Source organism: uncultured Xylophilus sp., assembly GCA_913776965.1.
Lineage (GTDB): Bacteria > Pseudomonadota > Gammaproteobacteria > Burkholderiales > Burkholderiaceae_C > Xylophilus.
In genome coordinates this window covers 1-12,147 of record CAJYQL010000104.1, presented here as the reverse complement: position 1 = coordinate 12,147, position 12,147 = coordinate 1, and the positions used below count along the sequence as shown (strand labels likewise).

12 protein-coding genes are annotated in these 12,147 nt (G+C 70.8%); 7 read left to right on the top strand and 5 right to left on the bottom strand.

Going from position 1 to position 12,147, the window contains the following annotated elements; all coding sequences use genetic code 11:
* From QZ500_RS14860 to QZ500_RS14840, 5 genes are all read right to left on the bottom strand, one after another.
* Window positions 1–542 (bottom strand): ABC transporter permease subunit (locus QZ500_RS14860; RefSeq protein ID WP_366763271.1); only part of this gene is annotated, 542 nt, incomplete at its 3' end.
* A 5-nt stretch (window positions 543–547) separates the two neighbouring features.
* Window positions 548–1,729 (bottom strand): FMNH2-dependent alkanesulfonate monooxygenase, encoded by a 1,182-nt coding sequence (ssuD, locus tag QZ500_RS14855; RefSeq protein ID WP_295856180.1) that lies wholly within the window; start codon window positions 1,727–1,729, stop codon window positions 548–550.
* 13 nt (window positions 1,730–1,742) lie between these two features.
* A complete protein-coding gene (locus QZ500_RS14850) occupies window positions 1,743–2,738 on the bottom strand; it encodes a sulfonate ABC transporter substrate-binding protein (protein WP_295856179.1) in 996 nt (331 codons plus the stop codon).
* Between the two features lie 142 nt (window positions 2,739–2,880).
* Window positions 2,881–3,465: an NADPH-dependent FMN reductase gene (gene ssuE / locus QZ500_RS14845; protein ID WP_295856178.1), complete on the bottom strand. Its 585-nt coding sequence runs from the start codon at window positions 3,463–3,465 to the stop codon at window positions 2,881–2,883.
* Window positions 3,466–3,473: 8 nt separating this feature from the next.
* Window positions 3,474–4,502, bottom strand: coding sequence for a sulfate ABC transporter substrate-binding protein (locus QZ500_RS14840; RefSeq protein WP_295856177.1), 1,029 nt, complete (start codon window positions 4,500–4,502; stop codon window positions 3,474–3,476).
* Between the two features lie 134 nt (window positions 4,503–4,636).
* Between QZ500_RS14840 and QZ500_RS14835 the strand changes: the two genes are divergently transcribed.
* The 7 genes from QZ500_RS14835 to QZ500_RS14805 form a co-directional block, all read left to right on the top strand.
* Complete coding sequence (locus QZ500_RS14835) at window positions 4,637–4,912, top strand: oxidative damage protection protein (protein WP_295856176.1); 276 nt, start codon at window positions 4,637–4,639, stop codon at window positions 4,910–4,912.
* A gap of 54 nt (window positions 4,913–4,966) precedes the next feature.
* On the top strand, window positions 4,967–6,751 hold the full coding sequence (gene mnmC / locus QZ500_RS14830; protein ID WP_295856175.1) for an FAD-dependent 5-carboxymethylaminomethyl-2-thiouridine(34) oxidoreductase MnmC: 1,785 nt from the start codon (window positions 4,967–4,969) through the stop codon (window positions 6,749–6,751).
* Window positions 6,752–7,011: 260 nt separating this feature from the next.
* Window positions 7,012–8,796, top strand: coding sequence for a nitrite/sulfite reductase (locus QZ500_RS14825; protein WP_295856174.1), 1,785 nt, complete (start codon window positions 7,012–7,014; stop codon window positions 8,794–8,796).
* 53 nt (window positions 8,797–8,849) lie between these two features.
* Window positions 8,850–9,257, top strand: a complete 408-nt coding sequence (locus QZ500_RS14820; RefSeq protein ID WP_295856181.1) for a DUF934 domain-containing protein — start codon at window positions 8,850–8,852, stop codon at window positions 9,255–9,257.
* A gap of 20 nt (window positions 9,258–9,277) precedes the next feature.
* Complete coding sequence (locus tag QZ500_RS14815; protein WP_295856173.1) at window positions 9,278–9,898, top strand: phosphoadenosine phosphosulfate reductase family protein; 621 nt, start codon at window positions 9,278–9,280, stop codon at window positions 9,896–9,898.
* Between the two features lie 42 nt (window positions 9,899–9,940).
* Complete coding sequence (gene cysD, locus QZ500_RS14810) at window positions 9,941–10,897, top strand: sulfate adenylyltransferase subunit CysD (RefSeq protein ID WP_295856172.1); 957 nt, start codon at window positions 9,941–9,943, stop codon at window positions 10,895–10,897.
* Between the two features lie 138 nt (window positions 10,898–11,035).
* A partial coding sequence (locus QZ500_RS14805; protein WP_295856171.1) for a GTP-binding protein occupies window positions 11,036–12,147 on the top strand: 1,112 nt, incomplete at its 3' end.

Genomic DNA, 12,147 nt, shown 5'->3' with positions numbered 1-12,147 from the left:
TGCGGATCGACGTTGCGGATGCCGTGGAAGGTGTTCAGGTAGATCGGAAAGAACACCGACACCGCGATCAGGAACAGCTTGGCCGACTCGTCGATGCCGAACCACAGGATCACCAGCGGGATCATCGCCAGCGCCGGGATGTTGCGCACCATCTGGATGGTCGAGTCGAGCAGCGTCTCGAAGAAGCGCACCGATCCGGTCAGCAGGCCCAGCGCCAGCCCCAGGCCGCCGCCGATCGCCAAGCCGGCGAGCGCACGGCCGGCGCTCACCGACATGTGGGTCCACAGCTCGCCCGATGCGGCCAGCGTCCACGCCGCCTTGACCACGTCGAACGGTGCGGGCAGCACCCGGGCCGACAGCCAGCCGAGCGACGAGGCGATCTGCCAGCCGGACACCAGCACCAGCGGCACCAGCCAGGGCACGAGGCGCTGCAGCACCACGCGCGCCGCAGCGCCGGCTGCGTGGCCCGCCGTGGTCGCAGGCGCTGCGTCGGCCCCTTCAGCGATGCTGCCGAGCGCAGGGGAAGTCGTGGTCGATGCCATGGCGGTCAGCTCTGCGAGACGAGGCGCGGCGCCAGCCGCGAGGGCGCGTCCAGGTTGGCGACTACCTCGCCGAACGGCCCGGTGAGCGCCTGGCCCGGCAGCGCCTGCTGCGCGTGGCGCGACAGCCGCGGGAACACCAGTTCAGCGAAGCGGTAGGCCTCCTCCAGGTGCGGATAGCCGGAGAAGATGAAGCTGTCGATGCCAAGCGCCGCGTATTCCTCGATGCGCGCGGCCACCGTCGCGGGCTCGCCCACCAAAGCGGTGCCGGCCCCGCCCCGCACCAGCCCGACGCCGGCCCACAGGTTGGGCGCGATCTCCAGGTCGGCGCGGCTGCGGCCGGCGCCCTGCGCATGCAGCGCGGCCATGCGGCGCTGGCCTTCGGAATCCATGCGTGCGAAGGCGGCCTGGGCGCGCGCCACCGTGGCGTCGTCGACCCGGCTGATCAGCGATTCCGCCGCATGCCAGGCCGCCTCGTCGGTCTCCCGCACGATGACGTGCAGCCGGATGCCGAAACGCACCGTGCGGCCGAGCGCGGCGGCGCGGGCGCGCACGTCGGCGATCTTCTGCGCGACCGCCGCCGGCGGCTCGCCCCAAGTCAGGTAGGCATCGACCTGCTCGGCTGCCAGCGTGTGGCCGGCCTCCGACGATCCGCCGAACCAGACCGGCGGATAGGGCTGCTGCACCGGCGGGAACAGCAGCTTCGCGCCCTTGACGCTCAGGTGCCGGCCGTCGAAGTCGACGCTCTCGCCGGTGTGGCTGCGCGCGAGGATCTCGCGCCAGATGCGGATGAATTCGGCCGACTGCTCGTAGCGCAGCGCATGGTCGAGGAACACGCCGTCGCCCTCCAGTTCGGCGCGGTCGCCGCCGGTGACCAGGTTGACCAGCAGCCGCCCGCCGGAAAGCCGGTCGAAGGTGGCGGCCATGCGCGCGGCCAGCGCCGGCTCGTGCAGGCCGGGCCGCACCGCGACCAGGAACTTGAGCCGCTGCGTGGCGCCGATCAGGCTCGACGCGACGACCCACGGGTCTTCGCAAGAGCGGCCGGTCGGGATCAGCACGCCGTCGTAGCCGAGCCGGTCGGCAGCGCCCGCGATCTGCTGCAGGTACGGCAGGTCGACGGTGCGCGCGCCTTCGGCGGTGCCGAGATACCGGCTGTCGCCGTGCGTGGGAAGGAACCAGAGGATCTGCATCGCCGTCGCCTCCTCAGCCCAGGTCCACCGGCGCCGCGTGCAGCAGGTTCAGCTTGCGCGGGATCAGCTTCAGCTCGAAGAAGGTGTCGGCGATCGCCTGCTGCTCGCCGAGGATCGCGCCGTTGACCGGGCCGGTGCCGAAGGCGGCGCGGCTCAGGTACAGGTCGGTGATGCCGCGGTCCAGCCCGAGCACCGTCGCGAGTTCGGCCGAGGCCGCCGGCTTGTTCTTGGCCGCCCACTGCTCGATGCCGTTGTACTCCTGCACCGCGATGCGCAGCACGTCGGCGTTGCGGGTGGCGAAGTCGCGCGAGGTGAACAGGTATTGGCGGTTGTTGACCACGCCCTGCGCGTCGGCCAGCAGCCGCGCGTCGAGCGTCTTCTGCGCCGAGGCGAGGAACGGGTCCCAGATGATCCAGGCGTCCACCGCGCCACGCTGGAAGGCGGCCCGGGCGTCCGGCGGCGGCAGGAAGACCGACTGCACGTCGGCGTACTTCAGGCCGTGCTTCTCCAGCAGCTTGACCAGGAAGTACTGGACGTTGGAGCCCTTGTTGTACGCCACCCGCTTGCCCTTCAGGTCGGCCACGCTGCGGATCGCGGAATCCTTCGGCACGATCACCGCTTCCAGCGCCGGGCGCGGCACGCTGGCGCCGGCATAGACCAGCCGCGCGCCGGCGGCCTGCGCGAAGATCGGCGGGGCTTCGCCCACGTCGCCGAAGTCGATCGCGCCGACGTTCAGCGCTTCCAGCTGCACCGGGCCGGCGTTGAATTCGGTCCAGGTCACGCTGGCACCGAGCGGCTCCAGCCGTTTTTCCAGCGTGCCGCGGCTCTTCAGGATCGACAGCCAGCCCTTCTGGTAGCCGATGCGCAGTACACGTTTGCCGCCGGCCGGGGCCTGTGCCCAGGCGGCACCGCCGACCATGCCGAGGCCGGCCACCGACAGGGAGGCCGCCGCAGCCAGCACGCGGCGGCGGGAGGTGGAAGCGGGAACGGTGGTGACGGGATGGGCCATGGTGGTGGAGATCAGTTCGGGAAAACGGTAGGAAACGGAGGGAATCGGGTGCTCGGGGCACACCGGCGGCGCCACTGCCCGCAGGCAGGGCGGTATCGGTCGTGCGGAAGGGGTGAAAAAGAAGCGCCGGCCGGCGCGCCGGTCAGACGCTGTGCTGCACCTGCGCGAACGCGATCGGTGCGAAGCCGGGGCGCGGCACGGTGGGGGCGATCGCATCGGACAGCGCCTCGACCGCGGCGTCGATCCGCCGGCCGATCTCGTCGGCGAGGGTGAAGGCGCCTTCCGGCGTCCAGGTCACCTGGCTGTCGGTGGCGTACACGCCCGACAGGATGTGCCGCGCCGACAGCGACTGCAGCACCGGCCGCAGCGCGTAGTCGAGCGCCAGCATGTGGTGCGGACTGCCGCCGGTCGCCAGCGGCAGCACCGTCTTGCCCTGCAGCGCGGTCTGCGGCAGCAGGTCGAGGAACACCTTCAGCAGGCCGCTGTAGGCCGCCTTGTAGACCGGCGTCGCAACGACCACCGCCTGCGCAGTGGCCAGCTGATCGACCGCCCGGGCGATGCCGCGCTCGGAGGCGTCGGCCACGAGCAGCGCCGTCGGGTCGAGCTGCCGCACCGGCAGCCGTTCCACCGTCCGCCCGGCGCGCGACAGGCGCTGGCCGACGGCTTCGAGCAGGGCCTGCGAGCGCGACCGTTCGGTCGGGCTGCCGGCGATCAGGAGGACGGTCATGGCGGGGCTCAGCGCTTGGCGTTGGTGTAGATCTGGTCGAAGGTCGCGCCGTCGGCGAAGTGCGCCTTGTCGGCCTTCTCCCAGCCGCCGAAGCCCTGGTCGATCGTGACCAGCGTCAGCTTGGGGAACTGCTTGTCGTACTTGGCCTTGGCCTTGTCGCTGGTCGGCCGGTAGAAGTTGCGGCCGGCGATGTCCTGCCCTTCCTCGGAATACAGGTACTTCAGGTATTCCTCGGCGACGGCACGGGTGCCCTTCTTGTCAACCACCTTGTCGACCACCGCGACCGACGGCTCGGCCAGGATGGACAGCGACGGCGCGACGATCTCGAACTTGTCGACGCCGAATTCCTTCAACGCGAGGAAGGCCTCGTTCTCCCAGGCCAGCAGCACGTCGCCGACGCCGCGCTGCACGAAGGTGATGGTCGAGCCGCGGGCGCCGGTGTCGAGCACCGGCACGTTCTTGTACAGGTTGGCTACGAATTCCTTGGCCTTGGCGTCGCTGCCGAACTTGCGCTTGGCGAATTCCCAGGCGGCCAGGTAGTTCCAGCGGGCGCCGCCCGACGTCTTGGGGTTGGGCGTGATCACCTGCACGCCGGCCTTGGTCAGGTCGTCCCAGTCCTTGATGCCCTTGGGATTGCCCTTCTTCACCAGGAACACGATGGTCGAGGTGTAGGGCGCCGAGTTGTGCGGCAGGCGCTTCTGCCAGTCGGGCTTGACCAAGCCGCCGTTCTTCACGAGGGCGTCGATGTCGCCGCCGAGCGCCAGAGTGGCCACGTCGGCGTCGATGCCGTCGATGATCGAGCGGGCCTGCTTGCCGGAGCCGCCGTGGGACTGCTTGACCGCCACGTCCTGGCCGCTCTTGGCCTTCCAGTGCTTGGCGAACGCCTGGTTGTATTCCACATACAGCTCGCGCGTCGGGTCGTAGGACACGTTGAGCAGGTTCACCGTCTGGGCGAACGCCGGCAGCGCCGGGAGGGCCATGGCGGCGGCGAAGGCGGCCAGCAGGGGAATCTTGATAAAGTCGCGGCGAACTTGCATGGGGTGCTTCTCTTTCTCTCTTGCAATTGGAAGGTTGTGATCGACAGGAGAAATTCTGGAAGCAGCCCTTCAAAACTGAAACAACTGAGTTTTCAGTTTGTTATTCGAAATTCAACTAAAGACGGTACGCACACATGGCACGGATGGTCCACTGCATCAAGCTGAACAAAGAGGCCGAAGGCCTGGACTTTCCGCCTTACCCCGGCGAACTGGGCAAGCGGCTCTGGGAGAGCGTGAGCAAGGAAGCCTGGGCGGAGTGGATGAAGCAGCAGACCATGCTGGTCAACGAGAACCGTCTGAACTTGGCCGACCAGCGCGCCCGCCAGTACCTGGCGCGCCAGATGGAGAAGCATTTCTTCGGCGACGGCGCCGATGCGGTCCAGGGTTACGTGCCGCCCACCGCGGCCTGACCGGCCTTCGGACGCCGGCCGTCCACCGACCGGCGGACCCACGGGCCGCACCGCATGGCGCCCGGCCTGACCTCCCCCTCTCCTGATTCGGCCGCGGCCGTGCGGACCGTTTTCCTCGACGGCTGCGGGCTGTCCGGTGCCTGGGCGGGCGCGCCGCAATGGCGCATCCTGGCGACCGGCTTCGGGTCGGGCCTGGGGTTTCTCTGTACCTGGGAGGCGTGGCGGCGCGATACGGCACGCTGCGGCCTGCTGCACGTCGTGGCGATCACCCCCGCGCCCCTCACAACCGAAGCGCTGCGGCGGGCAGCGGAGGGCGACGCGACGCTCGCTCCGCTGGCCGACCGGCTGGCCGCCGAAGGGGACGGCCTGTTGCCGGGCGTGCACCGCCTCGCCTTCGACGACGGGCGGGTGCTGCTCACGCTCTGCGTCGGGCCGGTCGAGGCGATGCTGCGGGCGCTGCAGCGCTTCGACGCCGACAGCATCTATCTGGACGGCACAGGCACCGCGGTCGAGAGCATCGCGACCGTGGCGCGGTTCGCACGGCGCGGCACGCACCTGGCGTGCGACAGCGCGGCGCCCGCCGTGTCCGCTGCGCTGACGCAGCAGGGTTTCGCCGTCCAGGTCGACGCCGATTCACCGGGCACCGCGGGCAGGCTCACCGCGCGGTTTACACCCGCATGGGAGCCGCGCCGCCCGCCGCGGCCCGGCGACGCCCCGTGCGCGGGCGTGCCCGGGCACTGTGCCGTCGTCGGCGCCGGAATAGCGGGCGCCGCGCTCGCGGCCAGCCTGGCGCGGCGCGGCTGGCAGGTCACCGTGCTCGACGCCGCTGCTGCGCCGGCCACCGGTGCGTCGGGCGCACCCGCCGCGCTGTGGGCGCCGCACGTCTCGCCGGACGATGCGCTGCTGTCGCGGCTCACCCGCGCCGGGCTGCGCATCACGCGGTCCGAACTGCGGGCCTGGCTGACGGAAGGCGTCGACTGGCAGGGCGACGGCGTGCTGGAGCGCCGCATGCCGGACGACCGCTTGCCCGCCGGCTGGACGGCCGATGCCGGGGCACCCTCGTCACCCGCCGACGCCGGTGCGCTCGCACGCGCGGGTCTGTCGTCCGACACGCCCGCCTGGCAGCACCGGGCCGCCGGCTGGGTGCGGCCGGCCGCGCTGGTGCAGGCCTGGCTGTCGCGGCCGGGGGTGTGGTTCCAGGGTGGATGCACGGTCGCGCAGGTGCGGCGCGACGGCGCCGTCTGGCAGCTGTGCGATGCGGCCGGCACCGTGCGCTGCACCGCCGACCGGGTGATCTTCGCTGGCGGCGTGGGCAACCGCGCACTCGCCCCCGGCCTGCCGCTGCATGCGGTACGCGGACAGCTCGCCTGGGGCCGCATGGCCGTCGCCACCGCCGCGCTGCCCGCCCTTGCAGTGAACGGCGACGGCCACTGGGTCGGCGGTGTGCCAGCCGCGGACGGCCCGCGCTGGGTGAGCGGCGCAACCTTCGGCCGCGGCGACGACCGGTGCGACTTGCGCTCGGACGACACCTGCGCCAACCGGGAGCGCCTGGAGCGTCTGCTGCCCGGGGCCGCCGCGGCACTTGCCACCGCCTTCGACGCCGGCCGCGTCGAGGCCTGGGCCGGCGTGCGCTGCACCGCCGCCGACCGCCGGCCGCTCGTCGGGCCGGTCGATCCTGCCGCCCCCGACGGCCCCTGGGTCGTCGCCGCCCTCGGCTCGCGCGGGCTGAGCTTCGCCGCCCTCTGCGCCGAGCTGCTGACCGCCCGCTGGCACAATGAGCCGCTGCCCCTGCCGGCCCGGCTCGCGGCGGCGCTGGATACCGCCCGCCTGCGGCGCTGACGGTCTTATCCAGCATCGGCGCGGCACCGCGCTGCAGGCCGCATCCGGCCTCGTGCATATGCTTATCCGCATAAAGCGCGTATGAAAAAATAGTTTGGATTTATAAAGCGCCCCTCTAGAGTGCGATCCGCAGGCCGCAGAGGCGTGCGGCGCGGCTCCTCCGCCCCGCCGCCCGCGTCCTGCCAGGACGCTTGATCCACTCGCTTTCGCCGCCGGCGCGTGCCGGCGGCCAGTCGATCACTCTCCCAGAAGACTCCACGATGTACCAGTACACAGATTTCGATCGCCGTTTCGTGCGCCAGCGGGCCGACCAGTTCCGCGACCAGCTCGAACGCTTCCAGGCCGGCAAGCTGAGCGAGGACGAATTCAAGCCGCTGCGCCTGCAGAACGGCTGGTACGTGCAGCGCTACGCGCCGATGCTGCGGGTGGCGGTCCCCTACGGCGAACTCTCCAGCCGCCAGGTGCGGGTGCTCGCCACCATCGCCCGCGACTACGACGAACCGGAGGCCGCCGTCTACCAGAAGGCGCTCGAAACCCAGGGTGCGCTCGGCACCACGAAGCTGCCGACCCACTACGCCCACTTCACCACCCGGCAGAACGTCCAGTACACCTGGATTCCGCTCGCGAAGAGCGCCGACGTGATGGACCTGCTGGCCTCGGTCGACATGCACGGCATCCAGACCAGCGGCAACTGCATCCGCAACATCACCAGCGACGAGCGCGCCGGCATCGCGGTCGACGAGGTGGCCGACCCCCGCCCCTTCGCCGAGATCATGCGGCAGTGGAGCACGCTGCACCCCGAATTCGCCTTCCTGCCGCGCAAGTTCAAGATCGCGATCACCGGCGCCGCCGAGGACCGCGCTGCCACCGGCTGGCACGACGTGGGGCTGCGCCTGGTGAAGAACGACGCAGGCGAACTCGGCTTCCGCGTGCAGGTGGGCGGCGGCATGGGCCGCACGCCGATCGTCGGCACGGTGCTGCGCGAGTTCCTGCCCTGGAACCAGATCATGAATTACCTGGAAGCCGTGGTGCGGGTCTACAACCGCTACGGCCGCCGGGACAACATCTACAAGGCCCGCATCAAGATCCTGGTCAAGGCCGAGGGCCAGGCCTACATCGACGAAGTGGAAGCCGAATACGCCCAGATCCTGGAGCACGACGGCGCGCCGCACACCATCACCCAGGCCGAGTTCGACCGGGTCGCCGCGTCCTTCGTGCCGCCCACGCTGGCGCCGGCCCTGCACCGCGCCTCCGCCGAGGACGCCGACCGCGTGCTGCGCGATGCGGCCGCGGCCGACGTGCAGTTCGCACGCTGGCTGCAGCGCAACGTCGCGCCGCACCAGAACCCGGCGCTGCGCGCGGTGACGCTGTCGTTCAAGCGCCGCGGCCAGGCGCCGGGCGATGCCGACGCGGCCCAGCTCGACACCGTGGCCGACCTGGCCGACCGCTTCTCGTCGGGCGAGGTGCGCGTCACCCACGACCAGAACGTGCTGCTGCCCTGGGTGCCGGCCGTCGACCTGCACGCCCTCTGGCTGGAGGCCCGCGCTGCCGGCTTCGCCAGCGCCAACGTACACCTGCTGACCGACATGATCGCCTGCCCCGGCGGCGACTTCTGCGCGCTTGCGAACGCCCGCTCGATCCCGATCGCCGAGGCGATCACCGAGCGCTACCAGGACCTGGACGAGCTCGACGACCTCGGCGAGATCGACCTGCACATCAGCGGCTGCATCAACAGCTGCGGCCACCACCACAGCGGCCACATCGGCATCCTCGGCGTCGACAAGGACGGCAAGGAGTGGTACCAGGTCACGCTCGCCGGCTCCGACGGCTCCAACCTGTCGGGCCCGGCGCAGGCCGGCAAGGCGGTCGGCCCGTCGTTCACCGGCGCCGAAGTGCCGGGCGTGATCGAGGCCGTGCTCACGACCTACCGCGACACCCGCCAGTCGGGTGAAACCTTCATCGACACGCTGCGCCGTGTCGGCCACGACCCGTTCAAGGCGGCCGCCAACGGCGCCCGCACCAAGGTCGCCGCCGAAGCCGTTTGACGAGGACACACGCCATGACGACGACCACCGCCGCCGCTTCCGCCGTCGCGCCGCTGCGCCTGCTGGCACATGCCGACCACACCGCCGCCCCGCAGGACGATGCCTCGGTGCTGCCGCTGGCCAACGATGCCGATCCGCTCGAGGTGCCGCTCGACGGCGTCGCGCGCATCGACCTGGTGTTTCCCAAGTTCACCGACGGCCGGGCCTACAGCCAGGCGTTCCTGCTGCGCCGCCGCCGCGGTTTCGCGGGCGAGATCCGCGCCACCGGCGACGTGCTGATCGACCAGCTGGTGCAGATGGCGCGCACCGGTTTCAGCTCCGCCGTCCTGAAGGAAGGCGTGGACGCGGCCGACGCGCAGCGCCAGTTCGACCGCTTCCACGGCTTCTACCAGGGCGACGCCGTGCACACCGCGCCGCACTTCGCGACGCCCAACAAGGCCGATACGGCCACGACGGCCTGACCGCCACGGACACGCACCGCATGGACCTCGACCTCGCACACGTCAACGCGACCCTGGGCCGCGACGCCCAGGGGCTTGTGGACTGGGCCACCGGCCTCGGCCGCCGCGCCATCGTCACCACCAATTTCCGCCCGTTCGAGGCGGTGATCCTGCACATGGTGGCGCAGGCCGACCCGACGGTGCCGGTGGTCTGGATGGACAACGGCTACAACACCGAGGCCACCTACCGCTACGCCGACGAGGTGACGCGGCTGCTGAAGCTCGACCTGCGCATCTACCTGCCGCGCCGCTCGCGGGCGCACCGCGAGGCGATCGACGGCCCGGTGCCAGCGCTCGACGACCCGCGCCATGCGGCCTTCACCGAAGAAGTGAAGCTCGAACCCTTCGCCCGGGCACTGCGCGAGACCGCGCCGCAGGTCTGGTTCACCGCGCTGCGCGCCACCGACACGGCGGTGCGGGCCCAGATGGACCCAGTCAGCATCAACCCGGACGGCCTGCTGAAGGTCGCGCCGCTGCTGCACTGGTCGTCGAAGGACCTGCACGACTACGGCCAGCGCCACGGCCTGCCCAACAACTTCGACTACGTCGATCCCACGAAGGGCGAGGACAACCGCGAGTGCGGGCTGCACCTCGCGCACTGACGACACCGCCTCGCCGACCCCCGCTTTCCGGAACATCCCCCGATGAACGTTCGCAACGATTCCGCCCTGCTCGCCGCCGCCGACGCGGCCCCGCTGTCGCGACTGTCCGCCTCGCACCTCGACGCGCTGGAAGAAGAGACGATCTTCGTCCTGCGCGAGGTCGCCGCCGCGTTCGAGCGGCCGGCGCTGCTGTTCTCGGGCGGCAAGGATTCGCTGGTGCTGCTGAAGTGCGCCGAGAAGGCTTTCGGTGCTGGCCGCATCCCGTACCCGCTGCTGATGATCGACACCGGCCACAACTTCCCGGAAGTAACCGATTTCCGCGACTTCCGCGCGCAGGAGCTGGGCGCCGAGCTGATCGTGCGCAGCGTCGAGGACTCGATGGCCCGCGGTACGGTGCGACTGGCGCACCCGGGCGAGAGTCGCAACGTGCACCAGTCGGTCACGCTGCTGGAGGCGATCGAGGAGTTCCGCTTCGACGCGCTGATCGGCGGCGCCCGCCGCGACGAGGAGAAGGCCCGCGCCAAGGAACGCATCTTTTCGCACCGCGACAGCTTCGGCCAGTGGCAGCCCAAGGCGCAGCGGCCGGAACTCTGGACGCTGTTCAACACGCGGCTGCAGCCCGGCGAACACTTCCGTGTGTTCCCGATCAGCAACTGGACCGAGCTGGACGTCTGGCAGTACATCGACCGCGAACAGATCGCCTTGCCGTCGCTCTACTACACCCACCGCCGCGAGGTGGTCGAGCGCAAGGGCCTGCTGGTGCCGGTCACGCCGCTGACGCCGCTGCACGACGGCGAGGTGGCAGAGCTGCGCGACGTGCGCTTCCGCACCGTCGGCGACATCACCTGCACCTGCCCGGTGGAAAGCGATGCGGCCGATGCGGCCGACGTGGTGGTCGAGACGCTGGCGGCCGACGTGAGCGAGCGCGGCGCAACGCGGATGGACGACAAGACGTCCGAGGCGTCCATGGAAAAGCGCAAGAAAGACGGGTATTTCTAGTTCGCCCCCAGGCTTGCTCAGCCCGCTGCCGCGGGCCGTAGCCGCCCACCCCCTTCCGGGGGCGATACCTGCGGACCGGCGGAGCCGGATCCGCGGTATCTCTGACAAAGACAGGTTGGATTTTTGAGGGTCTCACCCATGAACGACGCTATCAATACCGTAGCTGCCCGCGCAAGCGGAGCGGGCGCAAACGGCCAAAACGATGCCCAACATGCCGCGGCGCTGCGCTTCATCACCTGCGGCAGCGTGGACGACGGCAAGAGCACGCTGATCGGTCGGCTGCTGGTGGACAGCAAGACCGTGCTGCAGGACCAGCTGGCGGGCGTGCAGCGCGGCGGCGAGACCGATCTGGCGCTGCTGACCGACGGGCTGTCGGCCGAGCGCGAGCAGGGCATCACGATCGATGTGGCCTACCGCTACTTCGCGACCGCACGCCGCAAGTTCATCATCGGCGACGCGCCGGGCCACGAGCAGTACACCCGCAACATGGTGACCGCCGCCTCCAGCGCCGACGCGGCGGTGGTGCTGGTCGATGCGACCAAGCTGCACTGGGCCGCGACCCAGGCGACCGGCGAGCTGCTGCCGCAGACCCGGCGCCATGCGCTGCTGACCCACCTGCTGCGGGTGCCGTCGGTGGTGTTCGCGGTCAACAAGCTCGATGCGGTGGCCGATGCCGCCACCGCGTTCGCCCGCATCCGCAATGCGCTGGCCGCATTCGCGTCGGCCGCCGGCATCGAGGTCGCGGCCACCGTGCCGGTCTCGGCGCTCAAGGGCTGGAACGTGGTCGATGCGCAGGCCGGCTGGGCCGGCTATGACGGCCCGTCGCTGCTGCAGATCCTCGAAGGCCTGCCGGGCACGCCTGCCGACAGCGGCGTGCCGTTCGCGTTCCCGGTGCAGTGGGTCGAGAAGTTCTCGTCGTCGTCCGACACCTCGCAGGGCCGCCGGGTGTTCTGGGGCCGCGTCGGCGCGGGCCACGTGGCGCCGGGCCAGGATGTAACGGTGCTGCCGGGCGGCCAGACGGCCATCGTGGCGCAGGTGCTGGACCACGCCCGCCGGCCGACCGATGTCGGCGCCGGCCACAGCGCGGGCATCGTGCTCGACCGCGAAGTGGACGTGTCGCGCGGCGACTGGCTGCTGGCGCCGGGCGCGCTGGAACCGTCGCGTACGCTGTCGGCCACCGTCGCCTGGCTCGACGACGAGCCGCTGGTGCCGGGCCGCATCTACTGGGCGCTGCACGGCCACCGCTGGGT

Excerpts from the sequence above, each read along its gene's own strand:
- ssuD (WP_295856180.1), bottom strand. The coding sequence starts at position 1,729 with ATGCAGATCCTCTGGTTCCTTCCCACGCACGGCGACAGCCGGTATCTC.
- QZ500_RS14850 (WP_295856179.1), bottom strand. The coding sequence starts at position 2,738 with ATGGCCCATCCCGTCACCACCGTTCCCGCTTCCACCTCCCGCCGCCGC.
- ssuE (WP_295856178.1), bottom strand. The coding sequence starts at position 3,465 with ATGACCGTCCTCCTGATCGCCGGCAGCCCGACCGAACGGTCGCGCTCG.
- QZ500_RS14840 (WP_295856177.1), bottom strand. The coding sequence starts at position 4,502 with ATGCAAGTTCGCCGCGACTTTATCAAGATTCCCCTGCTGGCCGCCTTC.
- QZ500_RS14835 (WP_295856176.1), top strand. The coding sequence starts at position 4,637 with ATGGCACGGATGGTCCACTGCATCAAGCTGAACAAAGAGGCCGAAGGC.
- mnmC (WP_295856175.1), top strand. The coding sequence starts at position 4,967 with ATGGCGCCCGGCCTGACCTCCCCCTCTCCTGATTCGGCCGCGGCCGTG.
- QZ500_RS14825 (WP_295856174.1), top strand. The coding sequence starts at position 7,012 with ATGTACCAGTACACAGATTTCGATCGCCGTTTCGTGCGCCAGCGGGCC.
- QZ500_RS14815 (WP_295856173.1), top strand. The coding sequence starts at position 9,278 with ATGGACCTCGACCTCGCACACGTCAACGCGACCCTGGGCCGCGACGCC.
- cysD (WP_295856172.1), top strand. The coding sequence starts at position 9,941 with ATGAACGTTCGCAACGATTCCGCCCTGCTCGCCGCCGCCGACGCGGCC.